The 21,652-nt window shown below is 39.9% G+C and carries 18 protein-coding genes and 1 pseudogene; 8 read left to right on the plus strand and 11 right to left on the minus strand.

Annotated elements, in window-relative coordinates; all coding sequences use genetic code 11:
• The first annotated feature begins 100 nt into the window (after positions 1 to 100).
• Positions 101 to 3,145, plus strand: coding sequence for an FAD-binding and (Fe-S)-binding domain-containing protein (locus tag ABMY41_RS04135; RefSeq protein ID WP_349274190.1), 3,045 nt, complete (start codon positions 101 to 103; stop codon positions 3,143 to 3,145).
• Positions 3,146 to 3,181: 36 nt separating this feature from the next.
• Here ABMY41_RS04135 and ABMY41_RS04140 read toward each other — a convergent pair whose 3' ends face one another.
• Both ABMY41_RS04140 and ABMY41_RS04145 read right to left on the minus strand, forming a co-directional pair.
• Positions 3,182 to 4,369 carry a cation:proton antiporter gene (locus tag ABMY41_RS04140; protein WP_349274191.1) on the minus strand — a complete coding sequence of 396 codons (1,188 nt, stop codon included), beginning with the start codon at positions 4,367 to 4,369 and terminating at the stop codon, positions 3,182 to 3,184.
• Complete coding sequence (locus tag ABMY41_RS04145; RefSeq protein WP_063530343.1) at positions 4,369 to 5,580, minus strand: tyrosine-type recombinase/integrase; 1,212 nt, start codon at positions 5,578 to 5,580, stop codon at positions 4,369 to 4,371. The genes ABMY41_RS04140 and ABMY41_RS04145 overlap by 1 nt, the downstream gene beginning before the upstream one ends.
• 134 nt (positions 5,581 to 5,714) lie before the next feature.
• On the opposite strand from ABMY41_RS04145, the gene ABMY41_RS04150 reads away from it, so the two are divergent.
• The 3 genes and pseudogenes from ABMY41_RS04150 (at position 5,715) to ABMY41_RS04160 (ending at position 8,781) form a co-directional block, all read left to right on the plus strand.
• Positions 5,715 to 6,278 carry a YSC84-related protein gene (locus ABMY41_RS04150; protein ID WP_175081424.1) on the plus strand — a complete coding sequence of 188 codons (564 nt, stop codon included), beginning with the start codon at positions 5,715 to 5,717 and terminating at the stop codon, positions 6,276 to 6,278.
• A gap of 541 nt (positions 6,279 to 6,819) precedes the next feature.
• Positions 6,820 to 6,966: pseudogene (locus ABMY41_RS04155) on the plus strand (cold shock domain-containing protein); the annotation flags it as partial.
• A 255-nt stretch (positions 6,967 to 7,221) separates the two neighbouring features.
• Positions 7,222 to 8,781 carry a PAS domain-containing methyl-accepting chemotaxis protein gene (locus ABMY41_RS04160; RefSeq protein WP_349274192.1) on the plus strand — a complete coding sequence of 520 codons (1,560 nt, stop codon included), beginning with the start codon at positions 7,222 to 7,224 and terminating at the stop codon, positions 8,779 to 8,781.
• A gap of 11 nt (positions 8,782 to 8,792) precedes the next feature.
• Here the strand turns inward: ABMY41_RS04160 and ABMY41_RS04165 are convergent, their stop codons facing one another.
• The 5 genes from ABMY41_RS04165 to ABMY41_RS04185 all read right to left on the minus strand — a co-directional run bounded on the left by ABMY41_RS04165 (position 8,793) and on the right by ABMY41_RS04185 (position 14,367).
• On the minus strand, positions 8,793 to 9,842 hold the full coding sequence (locus ABMY41_RS04165; RefSeq protein ID WP_175079956.1) for a patatin-like phospholipase family protein: 1,050 nt from the start codon (positions 9,840 to 9,842) through the stop codon (positions 8,793 to 8,795).
• Positions 9,843 to 9,869: 27 nt separating this feature from the next.
• The gene (locus ABMY41_RS04170) at positions 9,870 to 11,279 is read right to left on the minus strand and encodes an alanine/glycine:cation symporter family protein (protein ID WP_250660674.1); all 1,410 of its coding nucleotides are present in this window, start codon (positions 11,277 to 11,279) and stop codon (positions 9,870 to 9,872) included.
• Positions 11,280 to 11,399: 120 nt separating this feature from the next.
• Positions 11,400 to 12,356 carry a patatin family protein gene (locus ABMY41_RS04175; RefSeq protein WP_175079958.1) on the minus strand — a complete coding sequence of 319 codons (957 nt, stop codon included), beginning with the start codon at positions 12,354 to 12,356 and terminating at the stop codon, positions 11,400 to 11,402.
• 174 nt (positions 12,357 to 12,530) lie between these two features.
• A complete protein-coding gene (locus tag ABMY41_RS04180) occupies positions 12,531 to 13,526 on the minus strand; it encodes an LLM class flavin-dependent oxidoreductase (RefSeq protein WP_175079959.1) in 996 nt (331 codons plus the stop codon).
• 67 nt (positions 13,527 to 13,593) lie between these two features.
• A complete protein-coding gene (locus ABMY41_RS04185; protein WP_349274194.1) occupies positions 13,594 to 14,367 on the minus strand; it encodes a siderophore-interacting protein in 774 nt (257 codons plus the stop codon).
• A gap of 112 nt (positions 14,368 to 14,479) precedes the next feature.
• Here ABMY41_RS04185 and ABMY41_RS04190 point away from each other — a divergent pair, with 112 nt between their 5' ends.
• The 3 genes from ABMY41_RS04190 to ABMY41_RS04200 all read left to right on the plus strand — a co-directional run bounded on the left by ABMY41_RS04190 (position 14,480) and on the right by ABMY41_RS04200 (position 16,635).
• Positions 14,480 to 14,914, plus strand: coding sequence for a MarR family transcriptional regulator (locus ABMY41_RS04190; protein ID WP_175079961.1), 435 nt, complete (start codon positions 14,480 to 14,482; stop codon positions 14,912 to 14,914).
• 63 nt (positions 14,915 to 14,977) lie between these two features.
• Positions 14,978 to 15,391, plus strand: a complete 414-nt coding sequence (gene umuD, locus ABMY41_RS04195; RefSeq protein WP_054552219.1) for a translesion error-prone DNA polymerase V autoproteolytic subunit — start codon at positions 14,978 to 14,980, stop codon at positions 15,389 to 15,391.
• Positions 15,379 to 16,635 carry a Y-family DNA polymerase gene (locus ABMY41_RS04200; RefSeq protein ID WP_349274195.1) on the plus strand — a complete coding sequence of 419 codons (1,257 nt, stop codon included), beginning with the start codon at positions 15,379 to 15,381 and terminating at the stop codon, positions 16,633 to 16,635. Before umuD ends, ABMY41_RS04200 begins: the two co-directional genes overlap by 13 nt.
• On the opposite strand, the gene ybaK is transcribed toward ABMY41_RS04200, so the two are convergent.
• Entirely contained in the window at positions 16,632 to 17,093 is a 462-nt protein-coding gene (gene ybaK / locus ABMY41_RS04205) for a Cys-tRNA(Pro) deacylase (protein WP_349274196.1), read from the minus strand. The two genes, ABMY41_RS04200 and ybaK, sit on opposite strands and share 4 nt — an antisense overlap.
• Positions 17,094 to 17,243: 150 nt before the next feature.
• Between ybaK and ABMY41_RS04210 the strand changes: the two genes are divergently transcribed.
• Entirely contained in the window at positions 17,244 to 17,480 is a 237-nt protein-coding gene (locus ABMY41_RS04210) for a hypothetical protein (RefSeq protein ID WP_130167504.1), read from the plus strand.
• Between the two features lie 248 nt (positions 17,481 to 17,728).
• On the opposite strand, the gene ABMY41_RS04215 is transcribed toward ABMY41_RS04210, so the two are convergent.
• The 3 genes from ABMY41_RS04215 to dnaK all read right to left on the minus strand — a co-directional run bounded on the left by ABMY41_RS04215 (position 17,729) and on the right by dnaK (position 21,567).
• Positions 17,729 to 18,157 (minus strand): transposase DNA-binding-containing protein, encoded by a 429-nt coding sequence (locus ABMY41_RS04215; RefSeq protein ID WP_345894731.1) that lies wholly within the window; start codon positions 18,155 to 18,157, stop codon positions 17,729 to 17,731.
• Positions 18,158 to 18,271: 114 nt separating this feature from the next.
• Entirely contained in the window at positions 18,272 to 19,411 is a 1,140-nt protein-coding gene (dnaJ, locus tag ABMY41_RS04220) for a molecular chaperone DnaJ (protein ID WP_054563084.1), read from the minus strand.
• A 233-nt stretch (positions 19,412 to 19,644) separates the two neighbouring features.
• Positions 19,645 to 21,567 carry a molecular chaperone DnaK gene (gene dnaK, locus ABMY41_RS04225; RefSeq protein ID WP_055021216.1) on the minus strand — a complete coding sequence of 641 codons (1,923 nt, stop codon included), beginning with the start codon at positions 21,565 to 21,567 and terminating at the stop codon, positions 19,645 to 19,647.
• Positions 21,568 to 21,652: the final 85 nt, after the last annotated feature.

Consider the following 21,652-nt stretch of genomic DNA (forward strand, 5'->3'; position numbering starts at 1 on the left):
CCTGAAATCGATAAAAAGAGTGTTACAAACTGTAAAATCTTCAATTTATCTTAGCTATTAGCATGATATAATTTGCAAAATGCCTTAATTTATCACCGTCATGATAGCAACAATAAGCCAACAACAAGCCGCCACAGAACTCGTATCTAATTACTTAGAAACAATTAAAAAACAAGGTTTTAGTGGTGATACCGATGCAAGCTTTTCTACACGTTTAAGTTTATCGACCGATAACAGCGTTTACCAACAGGTACCTCAAGGTGTCATCTTTCCAAAGTCAGCAAAAGACATACAACTTGCTATGCAAATTGCTTCACGTGATCCTTTTTTATCACTGACTTTTGGTCCACGCGGAGGCGGTACAGGTACTAATGGCCAGTCGCTAACCCCAGGTATAGTTGTTGATTTATCTCGCTACATGCGTGAAATCTTAGAGATCAATGTCGAAGAAAACTGGGTTCGCGTGCAAACGGGTGTAATAAAGGACCAATTAAACGACTTTTTGCGTCCTTATGGTTTTTTCTTTGCGCCCGATTTATCAACAAGTAACCGTGCAACAATCGGTGGAATGATAAATACAGATGCATCAGGTCAAGGCTCTTTGGTTTATGGCAAAACAAGTGATCACGTTTTAGGACTGACAACTTATCTTGTTGATGGCACTGAAATGTCAACAACTCCTATGCCTGTTGAAAAAGCAAAAGTAATTGCTGAACAAAACACGACAGTAGGTAAGTTATATAAAACAGTTCTTGATATTGGCCTTGAGAATCGAGACGCTATTTTAGAAAAATTCCCAAGCTTAAACCGTTTTCTTACCGGCTACGATTTAGAACATATTTTTTCTGATGATTTACAAACCTTTGATATGAGCCGATTAATTACTGGTTCTGAAGGTTCATTAGGTATTGTAACTGAAGCAAAACTAAATATTACGCCCATTGCTGAATTTAAAACATTAATAAATATTAAATACGATAGCTTTGATTCTGCACTTCGTCATTCACCATTTCTAGTTGCAGCAAATGCAACTTCTGTAGAAACAGTCGATAGCAAAGTACTTAACCTTGCTCGAGAAGATATCATTTGGCATTCAGTATCGGACTTAATAACCGATGTTGAAAACAAAGATATGCAAGGACTCAACATGGTTGAGTTTAATGCAGTTTCACCTGAAGATATTAAAGATAAAGTAGACACTCTCTGTAAGCTACTCGATGAATGTGTTGAAAAACAAACTAATGGGGTGATCGGTTATCAGTTAACGAATGACAAAGCTGATATTTTAAAAATTTATGCAATGCGTAAAAAATCAGTAGGCCTTTTAGGTAATGTAAAAGGCAATCAAAAACCGTTAGCTTTTGCTGAAGATACTGCAGTACCACCAGAAAACTTAGCAGATTTTATAGTCGAGTTTCGTGAACTTCTCGATAATCACAACCTACAATATGGTATGTTCGGTCATGTTGATGCCGGCGTATTACACGTAAGACCTGCACTAGATATGTGTGACCCTGAGCAAGAAAAATTACTTCGTCATATTTCAGATGAAGTCGTTAAACTGACTGCCAAATATGGCGGCTTGATGTGGGGTGAGCACGGCAAAGGATATCGAAGTGAATATGGCCCTGAATTTTTCGGCGAGCATTTATTTACACAACTTCGAAAAATCAAAGCGGCATTTGATCCAAATAACAGAGTAAACCCAGGTAAAATCTGTACGCCAATTGAAAGTAAAGACTCACTCGTTTCTGTTGATGATCAAAAGCGTGCCTGGTTCGACAAAGAAATTTCTATCGATGTTAAAACAGAATTTAATAACGCGATGACCTGTAATGGTAATGGCCTGTGTTTTAACTACGATGAAAAATCACCAATGTGTCCATCTTATAAAGTAACAGGTGACCGCCGTTATTCACCTAAAGGTCGCGCAAGTTTAATGCGCGAATGGTTGCGACTTCAAGAGTCTGAAAATATAGATTTACTCAATGTCGAAAAAGAATTAGTTAATGGCGAAGTAATCACTTGGTGGGAACGCTATCAACATAGTCGCGATAAGAAAAAAGGTGTTTATGATTTCTCTCACGAAGTGAAAGAATCAATGGATGAATGTTTAGCTTGTAAAGCATGTACAACTGCATGCCCAATAAAAGTTGATGTACCAACATTCCGTTCACGCTTTTTAAATTTCTACCACAGTTATTATGCTCGTCCTGCTAAAGATTACTTAGTTGCAGGCATCGAACAAACTGCGCCGGTGATGGCAAAGTTTGCTAAAGTGGTAAATCCAATTGTAAATACAAAGCTTGTTTCAGGTTTAATTAAAAATACCATTGGTTATGTTGATACGCCAAGCTTAAGCGTACCGCAACTTTCTAAACGTATTTCTAAAGATCAGCAATTTAATTTTAAATTACTTAACTCGCTTTCAAAAGAACAACAAGCAGAGTATGTACTAATAGTTCAAGATCCATTCACTAGTTTTTACGAAGCTGAATTAGTCGAAAGCTTTATTAAAGTGATTAAAGCGCTAGGCAAAAAACCGATGCTATTACCGTTTAAACCAAATGGTAAAGCTCAGCATGTAAAAGGTTTTTTAAATGAATTTAAAACAACAGCAAAAAATGCAGCTGAGTTTTTAAATTCACTGAGTGAAATCAACGCGCCTTTAGTTGGGCTCGATGCATCTTTGGTTATGTGTTACAGAGATGAGTATGTCTCAATATTAAAAGATCAGCGTGGTGACTTTAAAGTTGAATTAGCTCATGAATGGCTTCAAACGCAAAACTTTAAACAAGTTACTCTTGCCACTACAACGAGTTCGCCATTTAAATTATTAAGTCATTGTACTGAAACAACAGCAATGCCGAATGCTTCTAAAGTTTGGCAAACCATTTTTGCTGATCTAAATTTACAACTCGAAACTACCAGTACGGGTTGTTGTGGTATGGCAGGAACATACGGCCACGAAAAGCAAAACCAAGAAAATTCACGGGCTCTTTATGAAATGAGTTGGCAACTAATTATTTCTAATAATGAGCCTGAAACTATTTTAGCAACTGGCTTTTCTTGTCGTAGCCAAGTGAAGCGCTATGAAAAATTTAAGCCAAAGCATCCACTGCAATTAATTGCAGAGCTACTTTAAGTTGTAAAAATAAAAAAGGCGCTCAACGCGCCTTTTTTATTGGTAACTTTTTGCGATGGGCTTGGTACTCATGCCATGAATGAACACACTAAATAAAATGGTTGTTAATGTTACTGTGGCAATTTGTTCTTTGTTTGCAATTGCTGTATCCATAACCATTAAAGTGAAAACGATAGACGCCAAACCTCGAGGACCAAACCAAGCAAAAGTCAATTTGTCTTTAAAATTTAGATTAGTAAACATAAGTGAAAGTAGTACCGGCACAATTCTAAAAATCGTAACACTTAATAACGCATAAAAAACAATTGGCCAGGTAATATCATTCACAATTAAGTGACCACATACAAAACCGAATAAACACCAAATAAGTAGGGCAACAAATTCAGCGATATGCTCTGAGTCTTTAACTAATGTTATACGAATTTTTTTGGGTGCTAAGTAATCAAATAAAAGTCCCGCAACAAAAACAGCTATAAAACCACTGCCATGAAAATTTTGTGTTAAAGAGAAAATGGCCATCACTAAACCAATCAATAAAAATGGACTGCTATTATTTGCAAAGTAATGACGTGCTAATGCAATTTTTAAAAGTGGAATAAATACTGCCATCGACACACCTGCAATAACCAGTGCAACACCTAACTCTCTTGCAAAAACAAGTAAAGTATCAATTGTCGTTACAGCACTTTCTGGATTTTGAGCTAATAAAAGTAAAACTAAAAAGATGGGTACGCAAAGGCCATCGTTCAAACCACTTTCCGTATTGATTCCTTCGCGAACTTTTTCTGGTACCGATGTACATTCTAAAATTCCTTTGCTAAGCGCAGCATCCGTTGGTGTTAAAATAATCGCGATCAAGGCAGATTGAAAAAGTGATAACTCAGAAAAGAAAAACAATCCACCGGCAACACCTAACAGTAATGTCATCGGCAAAGCCACAAAAAGTAGCAGGCTAGGGTACTGATAACTATGTTTTAATACGGGGAGTTTTGATTTTGCTGCATCGGTAAATAAAAAAATACTTAAGGTTAATTCAACCAAAGGTAAAATGTCGCTGAGTCCGGCTTCGCCTAACTTAAACTCACTCGGCAAAAAGTAAGACATTGCAATTCCGACCAACACAAAAAACATCGGCCCAGTAATTTCTGTTCGCTCTAATTGCCGAATCGTCAGTGAGTAAAATAATAGAGCTAAACCGACTAACGCCAGTATTGTATATTCCATTAAACTTTCCTTTTTATTCCAGACTTTGCACGTTCTTTTATATTTGTTTGAATATAAATTTGATCCGTCGTAGCGATTTTTGCATGACCTAAATCTTCAGATAAATGTTTTAGCGGTCTTGTTTGAGCATCGTGTGTTGCACCGGTATGTCTTAACCAATGAGCAGTCGCCGCTTCAAGTTGTTCCGCATCATCTTTAAAGCCGTCTTGTAAGAGAGACTGTTTTGCTAAGTCAAAACTTTGTTGTACCAAACGACGAATTTGTCGAACAGTCATTCCCCCTTTACCACGAATTTTGTGAACAAGCGGCTCAGCTTCATCAACACGGGGCAGGGCAGGTAAACCACGGTAAAGCCTATAACGTTTTAGATAAGATATAAAATCTTCACTTAAGGTAACATCGCGTAATTTGTTACCTTTACCCATAATTCTTAAAAACCAAAAACCATCATTATCTTGCCAAAAATGTGACATAACCGGCGACCACTGAGGGCGCTCGGATAACTCAGAAATTCGTAGATACAATCCTTTTAAGCAAGCGAGAGTAAATAAATTTCTTTCTAAATCAGGTTGTTGCTCACATAAATCTCGAGTAACGCCAAATACATACTCCCATTGAATATCACTGAGTGTATCGGGGATTTTAATTTGCGATTGCACAACTAAGTAAGGGCTATTCTTTTTAACAACCGGTACAAAGTTAGCAAAGGTTTTTTCTTCTAAAATTGCGAACTTATAAAAAACATTGAGTGCTGTAAACATAGCTGCGAGTGTTTGTTGGCTAGCAATATTTTCTTTATTGATGAAAGGGCGCCAATTTGTATTTAGTCGTCTTATGCCTTGTTCATCTTTATAACGCCATTGCACTGAATTTGATAACCAGGCTGAATCTGGTTCAACCATAAAATCAACATAAGCTTCAATATCGTCACGTTTTAGATCAAATACCGATTTTTCAGCAACCAACCACGACCATAAACAAAAACGCTCAAGCTCATTTCGAAAACGATTAAATGTGGCTTCTGATTTTCGGCCATACACATATAAAAACTGATAAAGAAAAACTAAGTCATTTTTTGATTCAGCAACAGTCAATCCAACTTGATGTATAAAGTTATCAAGTTCTGGATATTCTGTTGCAAGAGTATCATCTTCAAGATGGGCAATTTGGTAACGCAGTTGTTTTAGTGTATCGACGAGAGCAACGAGCATAATGATGTAATATCTTGTAAAATAGCTAGTTATAAGATTACCATAAAGTCCGATACTGTCTAGTATTGGACTTAATATATCTTTAGTATTTGCAACATTAACTAGATTGCCATACTAATATTCAAGGAATATGTATGAAAAAGTTTATCGCTATTAGTTTAGTTTTAATCACTTCAATTTTAACCGGTTGTGCTACAACAGGCAGTGCATCTCCCGATGAAAAACGTGCTTTAGTACAAAGCATGAAAAACAATACATTAAGTGAGCTTTACACTCAAAAGCCTGATGTTAAACAACAAATTGCCAACTCTGCTGGTTATGCGGTTTTTGATAATGCCAATGTAAATGTTGTTTTAGCCAGTTTTGGCGGTGGCTATGGTGTTGTTAAAAACAACCTAACCGGTAAATCAACTTACATGAATATGGGTGAAGCGGGTTTAGGTCTAGGTTTAGGTGTTAAAGACTTTAATGTTGTGATGGTCTTTCATAACCAAGCAGCAGTAAATCGCTTTATTGAACATGGTTGGGCATTCGGAGGAAATGCAGATGCAGCAGCAAAATATGAAGATAAAGGTGGCGCTTTAGTTGCCGAAGCAATTGCAGACCAAGTAACTGTTTACTCTTTAACCGAAAATGGCCTTGCGTTACAAGCGGTACTGAAAGGCACTAAGTTTTGGGTAGATTCTGAGCTAAATTAAGCTATTTAAAACCCTTCTAAAAGTGGGCTAGTTAGCAACCTAACTCCCGCTTTTAATTATTTCACTTTATTTAACATAACGTAATTTATGGGTAATCGTTATGTTTTAATCCTTAGGTATAGGCTATTAAATTGACTAGTTTTCTAAATTCATATTTCTAATGATTTAATACTTAAAACTGCTGTTCATTTCAAACTTTTTATTTATCTATGCTATCAGAAATTTCGTATTTAATTCATAAGCCACTAATTTTACTTAATATTATTTCTTCATCTTATTATAGTAAGACTTTCGGGTTGGGCCATAAGGCTTAGGCCTCAATACCGCTCACGAATCACATTAGTCTAAACAATAATAACAAGGATTCATCATGAGGAAGTTTTTTCTAATCATCATAATTGGCTATTTCGCATGGGATTATTATGCAGTTAATTATGGGGGTATCTCACCAACACAAACGCTTCAAACAAAAATTATTGATCCCGTAAAATCAAATTACAGCCATAATCGAGATATCACAATATCTGATTATGAAAAGCCAGAGTATGAATGTGATGGCCGACAATATTGCAGCCAAATGAACTCTCTAGAAGAAGCGTTATTTTTTACTAAAAATTGCCCTAACACAAAGTTAGATCAAAGCCCTGGTGAAGCCCCCTGCCAGAGTGATTTTATTTTGCGAGATTAATGTATTTTAAAAATCAAGTTGGCTAAATTTTACAATTTAGCTAACTTTTAACCCATCTCCCCAACTTTTCTTAGTTAAATAATATTAACTTTTGTAACATAAAACCGGAATTTTCCTAGTTCTTTATCACGAATTTATCGCTAAATTGTTTATAAACATTAGTGTTCAAATTAACACTACCTCTTTCTGGTTCAGACTGTTTTTACTCCTCTAATTTACTTTCTGAACTTAAAGCTGTACTTGGGTGATTTTAACGTGAAACATAGAATTAATACCGATACCGAAGTTAAATTTTCTGAATCTGACATCCTCTTATCAACTACAGATTTACAAAGTCATATTACTTATGCCAATGATGAGTTTTGCAAAATAGCTGGTTTCACGCTAGACGAAATGCTAGGTAAGCCTCATAACCTTGTTCGTCACTCTGATATGCCAAAACTGGCTTTCGCTGATTTATGGCAACATCTAAAAAATGGTCAATCTTGGATGGGGCCTGTTAAAAATCGCTGTAAAAATGGTGATTATTATTGGGTTAATGCCTTTGTAACACCGATTAAAGATAAAAGTGGTCGTACCGTTGAGTTTCAATCAGTCAGAACTAAACAAAGTGATGATGTCGTACAAAGAGCGACCGCTGAATACGCTAAAATAAACAATAATCAAAAATCTCATGCTACAGCAGCCAAGTTCGATTCCACTCTTTACATAAGTGCCCTATTATTCATTAGTTTTTTAGGTTCGCTGGCTGCCGTTTTTAGCTCTGGATTCGATATTTTTAATTGTCTACTAGTTCTATTTTTAGCATCAGCTAATGGGCTTATGTATTTTTGGCGTCAAAAATATTTAGCGCTTATAAATAAAGCAAAACAAGTGTTTGATAACCCTTTAATGGCCTACCTCTACTCTGATACTAATGATCAATCTGGCTTTTTACATCTTGCCCTTGAGATGCAACAAGCTAAATTAAAAGCGGTTGTTGGTCGTGTAAATGATGTGACCATGGGCATTAATTACAACGCGCAACAATGTGCAGAGTCTGGTCATAACGTGACTGAACTTTTAAATAAACAAACAGATGAAGTCTCTCAAATTGTTGTTGCCACAGAGCAAATGACGGCCTCAATCAATGAGCTTTCATCGAGTACAATGCAATCTAATCAAGCTGCTGAAGAGTCAAACCAAGCAACCGAACAAGGCTCACTTGCGGTCAAACAAACGATAACTTCAATTAGTGAGCTTGATGAAAAACTCAAAGCAGCGAGTAGCCAAGTAGAAAACTTAATTGAAGGCAATCAACACATTGTTGCAATTTTATCTGAGATAAACGCCATTGCTGATCAAACTAATTTACTTGCTTTAAATGCGGCCATCGAAGCTGCCCGAGCAGGCGACCATGGCCGTGGCTTTGCCGTTGTTGCTGGTGAAGTACGTGCATTGGCCTCACGTACTCAGCAATCCACAGAAGAAATAAACAATGTATTAAATCAGCTCACACACGCCTCAAAACAAGCACAACTTGCCATGCAAGATGGACTTAATTTGTCGGCTAAAAGTGTTGAGCTTGCACATCAAAGTGGTGATAGTTTAGACCATATTAAAGCTCAGTCTATCAAACTAAGTGAACTCAATAGCATCATAGCGCATGCAATGAACGAACAACTAACAGCAAGCCAAGTTATTGCTACCAACTTAACGTCAGCACAAGACTTTGCTCATGAGTGTACAGAGCTTGGCCATACTTCGCAGCAACTTTGCGAAGCGCTCCTCAGTAAAGTGACAGAGCAAACTTCCTTGATTAATCAGTTTAAGTAGCGAAAGCAATACTATTTAATAAGCTTTATTTTCGGTGTGTGCTTATTAGTACACACCGCATCGAATGCTTCTGCTAGCCGTTCTGTTTCTTTGAATACCTGCTGCCAATATTTAATGCGTGTATCAGCATCAAGTTCTGTAAAGTCTTTACGATCAGGGATTTTGCCATAAGGTAATGAAGCAACAAAGTCAGCTGATGGAGTGATCATCACTACGTTATCATAGTTACTCGGGGTAATACCGCGCTTTAGGCTCTTATCAAACCAACCTGCTTTAGGGCTGTTATTAAAATGCGGATATAAAATAAGCCCGTCATTATGAATACTTAAGTCAAAGTGATAATCGATAATACCGCCATCACGATACATACCAGGCGGTGTTCCTGTTATATTTTTAATACCCTGCATGACTAATGGAATAGAGCCTGAAGCAAGTAACGCATCCGCTAAATTATCTTCGCTTAGCTCAATAGTATGGGTATTGAAAGTATTATTATCGGAAAAAGATAACTGACTATCCGCAGGCTGAAATACATAACGTTCATATTGCTTACTTAACAAACGTCTATTCATTCGATTGACTAAGTAGCTTTTAGATAAACCCATTAACTGCATCACTTTGTTTTCTGATGCTGTAAAGCCATTCGATTTTGCAACTATAAAGTGGGCTTTAAAAATAGGGTTGTTAATGATTTCTTGAATACCATTTTCAGCAAAAACTATGCTTAATAACTCTCGCGCTTTTGTTGTTATTTCTTCTGGTTTTGCTTTATTCGATGAATAGCGTGTTTCAGAGTAAGACTTGGCTAATCGAGATATTGCAGCAACAGGGTCATTTTGTGCAAAACAAGCAGATCTAAATGCCCCGGCACTTGACCCTAATAAGTTTAAAGGTGTGGTACGGCCTTTAAAAAACTCACCAAATAGATATTTATCCAAACCAAATAATGTAAACCACTTGGGCCCGCCGCTTGCTCCTAAAAAGGTATTAAACAAATCGGCAGACAGGCCTTGCTCTTGAATTACTTTTGCAGCACTAGGCCCTGCATAAATATCTATCATGGTTACTTTTCTCGTTATTGTTTTAGCTTATTTGCGCCAAATCCCTTGTTCTGTTTGACCTTGAACCTGCACTTTTTCAGAATCAAAACTCGGTTCTTGCCCTGCTTCACGTTGACTATGATAGTCTTTTGTCACAGATAAGATGGTTGGCGTTAAGCGTATGATAGCGATAACGTTCACCACTGTCATTAAACCTAAAGCAATGTCTGCAAGATCCCACACTTGTTTAATGGTGGCCGATGCGCCCCAAATCATCATTGATAAATATAAACAGGTATAAATACCTCGGCCTAGTTTATTATCTAGTTTAAATAAATGTAGGTTACTTTCTGCATAGGCATAGTTTGCAACCACAGAAGTAAACGCAAATAAACAAATTGCAGCTGCTACAAAGTAAATGCCACCAGCAGCCATATGCGCTGTCATCGCAGATTGAGTTAAGCGGATCCCTTCCATTTCGCCGCTAATATCAATGTCAGCTAATAAAATAATCACCGCCGTACAACTACACAGCACAATGGTATCGAAAAACACCCCTAGCATTTGAATGTAGCCTTGAGTGACCGGATGATTTGGTACGGGTGATGCACAGCCAGATGCATGGGGCACACTCCCCGCTCCGGCTTCATTCGAATAAAGTCCTCGCTGAATACCATTTTTAATTGCTGCGCCCATTGCCCCTGCGCCGGCCTCTTGTAAGCCAAAAGCGGAGAGTAAAATATCTTCAATCATCGCAGGCACTTTACCGATATTCAATAAAGTAATAATAATGGCGGCGAGTACAAATAATATGCCCATGACTGGTACAATGCGTTCAGCAAAGCGGGCAATAGCTTTAAAGCCACCTAAAATAATAGAGCCTGCCAGTATCGTGATCACAATACCTGAATACAAAGTTGGAATTTCAAATGCGTAATTAAGGGCATCGGTAATGGTATTCGTTTGCATGGCACTAAACGTAAAGCCATAACCAAGGAATAAGCAAAAAGCAAAACACACTGCAAGCGCTCTGCTGTCTAAGCCTTGCTGAATATAATAAGCAGGACCGCCTCTAAACTCGCCATTGGCATCCCTAACTTTATAGACTTGCCCAAGTACGCTCTCAGCAAAACCAGTGGCCATGCCCAAAATGGCAATCACCCACATCCAAAATATTGCACCGCTGCCCCCTAACGAAATTGCAACGGCAACCCCTGCAAGGTTACCAGTACCTACACGTGCTGAAAGACCTGTACATAAAGCTTGAAACGAACTGATTGAGTTTTTATCGGTGCTGCTACTCGACTTTAATAGGCTGAACATATGGCGAAACTTAACTAATTGAATCGCTTTTAGCCTTACCGAAAACCAGATCCCAGCAAACAGAAGAATATAGATAAGAATTTGGCCTTCTCCCCAAAGAAGACCATTGATTGTCGATACAGCACTGTTAAACATGGTAAGCCTTTATTGTTCTTGTAGATAAAAAATCACAAAAAATGAATAGCTAACCACTTTAACTCTATTTACAAATATCTCAAGTAGGCAATGGGATTAATTAACTGAGCCTGCTACCAACTAATTTAGCAGTTGCTTCTCTAAAAAGGCACGACCTGCCGCTAGGCCTAATTTGTGATCATAACGAAGATCATAGTCTGTGCTACCCAGTAGCTTACTGCGTAATTTATCGCCTGCAAAAATTTGCGTGATACGGGCATCACTTGGTGGGTTGGCAATGAAATCCAGTTCATCTTGATAAGCTTGTTCGTGTTGAACCAAGTAATCAATGGTTTTAGGGCAATAACCTGATACGCAAACCAGTGACTTTAACTTATTTACCCATTCAGATTGTACTTGAAAGTTTTCATCAACAGTTCTAATAACCACAATATCACGAGCACCACGGTTATAAGCTTCTTTCACAGGTAAAGGTGCAGCTAAGCCACCATCTAAATACATATCATGCACTAAATCAGTATTAGAGCTTTGAATAATGGCATCGTTTGCGGCCTTTGTTGTTAACCAAGGTGTTAAGTTAACGCCGTCTTTATATAAAAAGGGTAATGCGCTTGATGCTTTTAACAAGGCCAACCATTGTGTATCTTCACCATTTGGGCTCAAATAATACGGTTTACGGTCAGCCGCGTTTGTGGTTGTGATCAACAGTTCGCGTTTACCTAGGCTTTGTGTTGCTGTTTTAAAATCAAGGGCACGGTTTACCTCTTTGGTTTTATCAAAATACCAATCAAGGTCAACAATGCTTTTACCAAACAGCCCGCGGCCAAGTTGGAAAAAACGTTTATGACGAGAAAGGCCTCTGATCAAACGTTTTGCATAGCCTTTTTGACGCGCTAAATAACTTGTTAAGTTCTGTGAGCCTGCTGATGTACCAATGAATAAATCGAATGGATCATAATTATTTTCTAACCACGCATCGAGTACACCTGCGGTAAAAATCCCTCGTTGCCCACCACCCTCAGCGATTAATGCTGTTTTTGTTTGTGGTTCTACTGCGGCAATTGTTTGAGATTTCACGGTGCACCTTCCTAGGGTAATAGTTAATAAATGTATTGTATAAAGTTAAATTCAATCCTTAAAACGGATTATATAAATTGATTTAATCTATAAAACCGTTTAATAAATGAGTGTCAGGGCTTAAGCAATGCGCATAAAAACTCATTACACGCATTAACTATTTGCTAAACCGTATTAGTGCATGATGCTTGCTAATATTTCCAGCGCATGTTGTCTGTCACTCAATTCATACAGGTCATTTGTAAAAATAAACTCATCAACCTGTAGCGTTTGTTTAATCATACTCAGCTTATGCTTAACGCTCGCTTGACCGCCAACAACTGAAAGCCCTAAAAAGCTTTCTACTTGCATTTTTTCTTGCGCTGTCCACAATCCTTCCATTGTTGCAACAGGCTCTTTAAGCCAAAGTGGCTTGCCGCGCATAAGTGCTAAGATACGTTGTTTCGCTGTGGTTGCTAAAAACTGTGCTTGTTCGTCGGTGTCAGCGGCAACAACAGGCAAACCAAGCATGACGTATGGCTTATCTAATACCTCAGATGGTTGAAATTCTCTGCGATACAATGCTATGGCATCTTCAACAAAGCGTGGCGCAAAATGACCCGCAAATGCATATGGCAAACCTTTTTTAGCAGCAAGCCCCGCACTATAAAGGCTTGAGCCCAGTAACCAGATTGGGACATTAGTGTCTTCACCTGGGATTGCGCGTACTGGAGAGTCACCTTTATATGGGCCAAGTAAAGCTTGCAGCTCCGTTACTTCATCATTGAAGTGTTCAGCGCGTTGTTCGTCACGGCGCAAAGCACGGCTGGTAATTGGGTCACTACCTGGTGCTCGGCCTAAACCTAAATCAATGCGACCGGGGTATAAACTCTCTAGGGTGCCAAATTGCTCAGCAACCACCAGCGGTGGATGGTTAGGTAACATCACCCCACCTGCACCTACGCGGATATTCTGAGTTTTACCTGCGATATGACCTATTAGTACTGAAGTTGCGGCACACACGATACCGCGCATATTATGATGCTCTGCCATCCAAAACCGATTAAAACCCAGTTTGTCGGCTGTTTGTGCATAGGTAACACTGTTAGCTAGTGTTTGCGAAACGGTTTCATGCTCTTTCATTGGGCTCAATTCAAGCAATGAAAAAGGTGTGTTGCTAAGATCTGACATTCGCTCTCCAAAGTTTAACTCTTTATACTTAGTTAATGAGAGCGAATGGCTATTTTTCAAATGCTAATTAGGCACGGCTTTGTTGCTGTTTTTCCACCTTTAGGCCATCGGCATCAATACCACGCTTCCAATAGGCCGATGCAACTATGTGTTCACGATCAATTTCAAAACTGCTTGTAATTAAACGGCGAATTGCCTTCACCAAATTTGCTTCTAGCGCCATAAACACCATAGGTTGCGTGTTATAACCTGCGCATAAGCGTGTTATTTGGTCGAGCAGATCGGTTTCTGGCTCATCTGTAACTAACCATTCAACACTGTGTTGGGTATGTGCTTTAATTTGCTCAAGTTCAATGATGTCGGCTTTATCAGCAACATGAATAATGACATCGACAGTGGCATCTTGTGGCAGGGCTTGTAAGTAGCCATTGATTGCATTTACAGAGGTTAAATCTGCCAGCATTAAATAATGTGTTTGCGTAAAATCAGTGAGTTTTTTAGGGCCTGGGCCTGCTATGCCTACCTCGTCGCCTACACACGCATTTTGTGCCCAGTTGGTTGCCACGCCTTGATGTTGGTTAACCACAAAGTCGAGGGTAATTGCACCGTTAATTGGGTTGATATCACGAATAGTGTAAGTGCGCATTAATGCAGGATGCTCAGCGTGTAAATCAAGTTCAACCTTAGATTCACCGGCATGCGGGAGTAATACCTTTACGTACGCACCTTTTGCATCTTGTGGAAAATCGGCAAACTCCTCTGAGCCAACAACAATTCTTTGTAGATGCGGGGAAATACGTGTAGTACTTAATACGTTTGCACGACGAACTTTTCTAGCCATCTTGGTCTCCTAGCTGGTTAAATTGCACAACGCCCCAATAGTTGATATAGTCAACTATACGCTTTTAATTGACTTTGTCAACTAATGCAAACTTGCTTAACTTAGGTGAACCATGCCACAAACCTCTCTTTCTTCTGCTTTATTTACACTGGCACAAAGTTACCGTGTCACTGTACGCGAAGCCATTAACGCCAACGAGCTTGGTCTTAACGCACTGCATGTACGCTGTTTACATATTATTGCCGAAACACAGCACTGTACCGCCAATGATATTGTTGCCAAAACCGGTCGTGATAAAGCACAAATAGCACGCTTAGTAAAAGAGCTTATAAAGCTTGAACTGGTTTCTAAATGTGCCGACGAAAATGACAAACGCTGTTTAATTTTATCCTTTACTGAGCAAGGCAACGCCCTGTTCTCGCGTTTAGAAGTTGCAGAGCAAGAGGTTGATGCCAAACTTTGCCACGGTTTAACTGATCAGCAAGTACGTGATTTTATCGCTATTGCCACAACCATGATCGAAAATATCAATCACAACACCCCGTGATCTTATTGGCAAGATAACCACAAACCACTATACTGTACAAACGTACAGTATAGTGGTTTTGTTATGCGTGTTATTCCTATTTATATCGAAGCTGGCGTATGTGGTTTTGAATCACCGGCAGCACAATACAAAGAGCTAGGCTTATCCTTAGATCAGCTATTGATTAAACACCCTGATGCAACATTTATTGGTATTGCCTCTGGCGAATCAATGCAAGGTGTGGGGATTTTTGATGGTGACTTATTACTGGTTGATCGCGCCGAAGATGTTAAAAATGGCGATGTCATTGTCGCGAATCTAAATGGTTTATTTGTTTGTAAGCTATTAGATAAACACAATGCCCAGCTATTATCAGCCTCGCCTAAATACCCTGCAGTGCAACTACGCCAATCGGATGAATTTCAATTAGAAGGCGTGGTCACTCGCTCAATTCGCTTACATCGCAGTAGTAAAGAGCTATTAGCATGTACGCCTTAGTCGATGCGGTGGCCTTTTATGCCAGCGCCGAAAAAGTATTTGACCCAGCTATTCGTAGTAAACCGGTCGTGGTTCTTACTAACAACGATGGCTGTATTTGTGCCGTGTGCCCTATTGCACGAAAGCTGGCTATTCCAAAATTTCAGCCCTATTTTCAAGTAAAGAAAATACTCGAAGATAACCAAGTGGTGATCCGCTCATCTAACTATGAGCTGTATGCGGATTTAAGCGAGCGGATGATGAACGTGATTGGCCGCTTTTGCGATAATCAGCACATATACTCTATTGATGAATCATTTTTAAACTTTACTGGTTTCAAAAAACTTATCCATGATTGGCATCGCTATGGCCATGATATTCGCCGTACCGTATGGCGCGAAACAAAGCTACCTGTCGGTGTTGGATTTGGCCCAACAGCAACCCTAGCCAAAGCCGCCAATCATGCAGCGAAAAAACTCCCCGGCTTTGATGGCGTTGCAGTGATTGACTCAGAAGCTTCACGGGTAGCCATTTTAAAAGCCATGGACGTACAAGATGTTTGGGGCGTTGGTCGACGCTTAGCTAAAAAACTCAAAGCAATGAATATTAATACAGCCTTTGATTTAGCCGAACAAGAACCACGAAAAATAAAGCGCCTGTTTAGTATTGTTTTAGAGCGTACAGTGAACGAGTTACGTGGTAAAAGCTGTTTAGACTGGGATGAAGTACGCCAAGACAAAAAAGAGATTTTTTCGACTCGTAGCTTTGGGGAGCGTATCACTGACGCCACAGCGCTGAAAACAGCACTGATCAATCATTGTGTGATTGTGGCAAGAAAACTACGTGCGCAAGGCTCACAAACTCAACGCTTATTAATGTTTGTGGCCAGCTCTCCTCACCAAGATGGGTATTATAAAAAGTCCTATATTTATGAGTTTAGTGTCGCCACCGCCGATAGCTGTGTGTTCGCCAATGCTATTAGCGAGGTATTTGATCATCTCTATAAACCTGGGGTACGATTTTATAAATGTGGTATCGGTGCTCTTGAGTTATCAAGCCAAATGTTGCAGCAGCCTGATTTGTTTCAAACGCCTATCGATAACCCTAAACTGATGAAGTGTCTTGATAGCATTAACAGCCGTTATGGCGTGGGTACCCTTGCCATAGCCAGCGAAACTCCAACGACCCGTTGGCATATGAAGCGCGCGTACTTATCACCTCATTACACAACCCGCTGGCATAACCTACCAAAAATACATTGCTAAAAGTCTGCTAGCTTAGCATTCAATAAACTGCATAAATCCTTAGGTGCCAAAGCAATCTCAAGGCCTCGCTTACCAGCTGAAACATACATCACATCAAAGCTATCTGCAGATTGATGCACATAGGTATTAAGGCGCTTTTTCTGACCTAGCGGGCTAACCCCACCTAAAATATAACCTGTGGTATTTTCGACTTTTTGTTGTGGAGCCATCTGTACTTTTTTAACCTTTGCCGCCTTTGCCAGCATTTTCAGGTTAACTTGTTGGCTAACTGGCACAATAGCAACCAAAAGCTGGTGGTCAGCATCTTCAAGTACTAAGGTTTTAAATACTTGCTCAGCAGGTAACTCTAGCTTTTCAACCGCTTCAAGACCAAACTGTTGTTGCGAAGGCTCATGCTGATAGCTGAGCACATCAAAGCTAATACCTTTCTTCTTCAGTAAGTTTATAGCCGGCGTCATTGATTTTCCTATAACTAATTAATTAGCAGTCACTTTATGAAACATACCGTGAACAAGGAATATAAGGCAATAGAAAAACCGCTACAAAACACACTAAATAGGCCTAATTCGACTACACTAAAGTAATGAATCCTGGGCAGGGTATCAAGCATGTCTAGACACACAGGGCTCTATCTAGCCAAACAGTTATTTATCATACTCACCCTATTGTATGCAGTGAATTTTGTGTGCAACGAATACCTAGCATGGAATGCTTACATGGATTGTCAGAGCAAATGCCATACGCTTGGCTTAGAAAAAGGCCGAATACAAAACACTACATTTTCAGAGGATGTGACTTTATGTCGTTGCCTTGCTGATACCGACTACTACGTTGTGCTGAACTAAAAATGAAAATACAGACATCGCTTAATAAAGTGGTCTATTTTTAGGCAATAAAACTTCGTTGATAACAGGGCAAAAATTTCGTTATTTAGTTGTGCTCGGCAATTGCTCCTGCATCCAAGCAGTCGTAAATCAGAAATTTTTAACGCAGGTAGCGACAGGTTTAATCCCTAAAAATGATTAAGTATTATTGTAGATTGGTATAAGCCAAAGTTTAAGCATAAAAAAGGCGCTTATCAGCTGTCTCTTGATCACAAGTCTGACTCAAGAGATTTAGCTAAATCGTAGCCTTCTAGGATGGCTTGTAGTTTAAGCCATCCTTGCCATAACACGCTGACCGATGCACACCCTGTGCGCTTGGTATCTTTCCAGCCTCCTAGCTTTGCCAGCTCTTCATATGCCCATGACATATTTGGGGTGGTTTCAGGCAAGGGGGTTTTTATTCTCTTTAACCATAATAGCTTCCATGCTTTGGGAGATAACAGTTGTTCACAACTTGGCGAGTCTGGTAGCGCATTGGCGAACTTTAGTTGCAATTTTGCAAGAGTTGACGCTAACTTTACCAGACGGGCTGTTCTTCTGGGATCACCTAAGTCCGATTTACCGAATTGTTGTGTTGCCCAATGAGTATGGTCGTTAATCATAATGTGCCTCCAAACAAGATTTGAAGATCTGATCATGATGTTGAAATTTAGTTCAAAAAAATCCCCGCTAATTTCTTAGCAGGGATTTGTGTATAAGAGACAGCTTATTAGCGCCTTTTTTACTCTCTAACTAAAGTTGCTTAACTAGAGTTACTTAGTTAGGTCATCGAAGAATTTCTTCACACCGTCAAAGAAACCTTTTTCTTTTGGACGGTTTTTAGAGCCATCTTTTCCCATGCTTTGCTCAAGTTCTTCAAGCAATTCACGTTGACGATCATTAAGGTTAACCGGCGTTTCAATAACCACTTTACAGATCAAGTCACCTTGAGCGCCACTACGTACAGACTTAACGCCTTTACCACGCATACGGAACATCTTGCCCGTTTGGCTTTCTGATGGGATCTTCAGTTTTGCACGGCCATCCAGTGTCGGAACTTCAATTTCACCGCCCAGTGCTGCTGTTGTAAAGCCAATAGGCACTTCACAATACAGGTTATTACCATCACGTTGGAAAATCGGATGTTCACGTACAGAAACTTGAACGTATAAATCACCAGCTGGTGCTCCATGCATGCCCGCTTCACCTTCGCCCGATAGACGAATACGGTCACCTGTATCAACACCCGCTGGGATCTTAACTGATAAGGTCTTAGTTTTTTCTACGCGACCTTGACCATGACAGCTGTCACATGGATCAGAAATAATTTGACCTGTGCCCTGACACGTAGGACACGTTTGCTGAACCGCGAAGAAACCTTGGCGCATTTGTACTTGGCCTGCACCATGACAGGTAGTACATGTTTTTGGTTTAGAACCAGCTTTTGCACCGCTACCGTCACATGGCTTACAGCTAACCCAGGTTGGTACTTTAATTTCGACATCTTTACCACGAACAGCCTCTTCAAGGCTTAAGTCCATGTTGTAACGTAAGTCCGAACCACGTTGTTGACGCGATTGACGACGACCACCGCCACCACCAAAGATATCTCCAAACACATCACCGAAAATATCACCAAAATCACCATGACCGCCGCCGAAGCCACCGCCATGACCGCCACCACCTTGTTCAAAGGCTGCATGGCCATACTGATCATACATTTGACGCTTTTGCGGATCAGTTAGTACTTCGTAGGCATCTTTTACTTCCTTAAATTTAGCTTCAAGGTCTTTATCGCCTGCGGTACGGTCTGGATGATATTTCATCGCTAAGCGCTTATACGCTTTTTTTATGTCTCGTTCGCTGGCATCTTTGCTCACGCCGAGAACTTCATAATAATCGCTTTTTGACATATCTATCACACTACTCTTTTTACTGCAGCTACACTGCGTAAGGTAAATCGACTGATACAAATCGTATAATGGTCATGACCATTTAAGAAGATTAGCAACTTATCAATTTACCATTTATATACATGCAAAAGGCGCGTCAAGCGAAATCGCTGGCGCGCCTCAATCATTTCATCCTAACTTAATTGGCTAAACAAAGCAGCCATTATTACGTTAGGCAGAAGCGAAACAAGCAATTACTTGTCGTCTTTCACTTCTTCGAACTCTGCATCAACAACATCGTCGTCTTGTTTTGCAGAAGATTGCTCAGCACCTGCATCCGCACCGCCTTGTTGCTGCTGTGCTTTAGCTTGTGCAATTTCCATTAGCTTTTGTGACTTCTCGGCAAGAGCTTGTGTTTTCGCTTCAATCTCTTCTTTGTTGTCACCTTTAATCGCCGCTTCTAGCTCTGTAAGCGCAGCTTCGATTGCTTCTTTATCTTCTGCAGGTAATGCATCACCCGCTTCTTCGATTTGCTTACGTGTACCGTGAACCATTGCATCAGCTTGGTTACGAGTCGCTACTAGCTCTTCGAATTTCTTATCTTCTTCAGCGTGCGCTTCAGCATCACGAACCATTTTTTCTACTTCATCATCGCTTAGACCTGAAGAAGCTTGGATTGTGATCTTCTGCTCTTTACCTGTATCTTTATCTTTAGCAGATACATGTAAGATACCGTCCGCATCTACGTCGAATGTTACTTCGATTTGTGGAGTACCACGTTGTGCTGGGCGAATACCTTCTAGGTTAAATTGACCTAGTGATTTGTTATCGCTTGCACGCTTACGCTCACCTTGTAGTACGTGAATAGTTACCGCTGATTGGTTGTCTTCAGCTGTTGAGAAAACTTGTGATTTCTTAGTAGGAATCGTCGTGTTTTTCTCAATTAGAGCTGTCATTACTTGACCCATAGTCTCGATACCTAGTGATAACGGAGATACGTCAAGTAGTAGTACGTCTTTAACGTCACCAGCTAGTACACCACCTTGAATCGCTGCACCTACTGCAACTGCTTCATCTGGATTAACGTCTTTACGAGGCTCTTTACCAAAGAACTCAGCAACTGTTTTTTGTACTAAAGGCATACGTGTTTGACCACCAACAAGGATGATGTCATTTACGTCGCTTACTGATAAGTCAGCATCAGCTAGTGCGCGCTTAAGTGGCTCGATTGACTTAGTTACTAAGTCTTCAACAAGTGACTCAAGTTTTGCACGAGTAACTTTAACGTTCATGTGCTTAGGACCAGTTGCGTCAGCAGTCACGTACGGTAAGTTAACTTCTGTTTGCTGTGCAGAAGAAAGTTCAATCTTCGCTTTTTCAGCAGCTTCTTTAACACGTTGCATTGCAAGTGGATCAGTTTTAAGGTCGATACCTTGATCTTTCTTAAACTCTTCAACTAAGTAGTTGATAACACGGTTGTCGAAGTCTTCACCACCTAAGTGAGTGTCACCGTTAGTTGCTAGAACTTCAAACGTGTGCTCGCCTTCAACTTCATCGATTTCGATGATAGAGATATCGAAAGTACCACCACCTAAGTCATATACAGCAACAACGTTTTCACCTTTATTTTTGTCCATGCCGTATGCAAGTGCAGCGGCAGTTGGCTCATTGATGATACGTTTAACTTCAAGACCTGCAATACGACCAGCATCTTTAGTAGCTTGACGTTGTGAGTCATTGAAGTATGCAGGTACTGTGATTACTGCTTCAGTAACCGCTTCACCTAGGAAGTCTTCTGCTGTTTTCTTCATTTTTTTCAGCACTTCTGCTGAAATTTGTGGTGCAGCACGTTTCTCGCCACGTGCTTCAACCCATGCATCACCGTTATCAGCTTTTACAATTTTAAAAGGCATGATACCGATATCGCGTTGTACTTCTTCGTCTTCAAAACGACGACCAATTAGACGCTTGATTGCAAATAATGTGTTAGTTGGGTTAGTTACTGCTTGGCGTTTTGCAGGTTGACCAACTAATGTTTCACCGTCTTGCGTATATGCAATGATCGATGGTGTTGTGCGATCGCCTTCCGCGTTTTCGATAACGCGTGCTTTATCACCGTCTAGTACTGCTACACAAGAGTTAGTAGTACCTAAATCGATTCCAATAATTCTACCCATGAATCTTCTCCAACTTCAAAATTCGTTAAAACGTTCGATGACTAGTAGATAGGGGTGCAGGAAACTGAATTCAACTGTAAAAATG

The sequence above is a fragment of the Pseudoalteromonas sp. BZA4 genome, assembly GCF_040104395.1.
Lineage (GTDB): Bacteria > Pseudomonadota > Gammaproteobacteria > Enterobacterales > Alteromonadaceae > Pseudoalteromonas.

What these genes read in the sequence shown, in the direction of transcription:
- ABMY41_RS04135 (WP_349274190.1), top strand. Translation starts at nt 101, where the DNA reads ATGATAGCAACAATAAGCCAACAACAAGCCGCCACAGAACTCGTATCT.
- ABMY41_RS04140 (WP_349274191.1), bottom strand. Translation starts at nt 4,369, where the DNA reads ATGGAATATACAATACTGGCGTTAGTCGGTTTAGCTCTATTATTTTAC.
- ABMY41_RS04145 (WP_063530343.1), bottom strand. Translation starts at nt 5,580, where the DNA reads ATGCTCGTTGCTCTCGTCGATACACTAAAACAACTGCGTTACCAAATT.
- ABMY41_RS04150 (WP_175081424.1), top strand. Translation starts at nt 5,715, where the DNA reads ATGAAAAAGTTTATCGCTATTAGTTTAGTTTTAATCACTTCAATTTTA.
- ABMY41_RS04165 (WP_175079956.1), bottom strand. Translation starts at nt 9,842, where the DNA reads ATGATAGATATTTATGCAGGGCCTAGTGCTGCAAAAGTAATTCAAGAG.
- ABMY41_RS04170 (WP_250660674.1), bottom strand. Translation starts at nt 11,279, where the DNA reads ATGTTTAACAGTGCTGTATCGACAATCAATGGTCTTCTTTGGGGAGAA.
- ABMY41_RS04180 (WP_175079959.1), bottom strand. Translation starts at nt 13,526, where the DNA reads ATGTCAGATCTTAGCAACACACCTTTTTCATTGCTTGAATTGAGCCCA.
- ABMY41_RS04185 (WP_349274194.1), bottom strand. Translation starts at nt 14,367, where the DNA reads ATGGCTAGAAAAGTTCGTCGTGCAAACGTATTAAGTACTACACGTATT.
- ABMY41_RS04190 (WP_175079961.1), top strand. Translation starts at nt 14,480, where the DNA reads ATGCCACAAACCTCTCTTTCTTCTGCTTTATTTACACTGGCACAAAGT.
- umuD (WP_054552219.1), top strand. Translation starts at nt 14,978, where the DNA reads ATGCGTGTTATTCCTATTTATATCGAAGCTGGCGTATGTGGTTTTGAA.
- ABMY41_RS04200 (WP_349274195.1), top strand. Translation starts at nt 15,379, where the DNA reads ATGTACGCCTTAGTCGATGCGGTGGCCTTTTATGCCAGCGCCGAAAAA.
- ybaK (WP_349274196.1), bottom strand. Translation starts at nt 17,093, where the DNA reads ATGACGCCGGCTATAAACTTACTGAAGAAGAAAGGTATTAGCTTTGAT.
- ABMY41_RS04210 (WP_130167504.1), top strand. Translation starts at nt 17,244, where the DNA reads ATGTCTAGACACACAGGGCTCTATCTAGCCAAACAGTTATTTATCATA.
- ABMY41_RS04215 (WP_345894731.1), bottom strand. Translation starts at nt 18,157, where the DNA reads ATGATCAGATCTTCAAATCTTGTTTGGAGGCACATTATGATTAACGAC.
- dnaJ (WP_054563084.1), bottom strand. Translation starts at nt 19,411, where the DNA reads ATGTCAAAAAGCGATTATTATGAAGTTCTCGGCGTGAGCAAAGATGCC.
- dnaK (WP_055021216.1), bottom strand. Translation starts at nt 21,567, where the DNA reads ATGGGTAGAATTATTGGAATCGATTTAGGTACTACTAACTCTTGTGTA.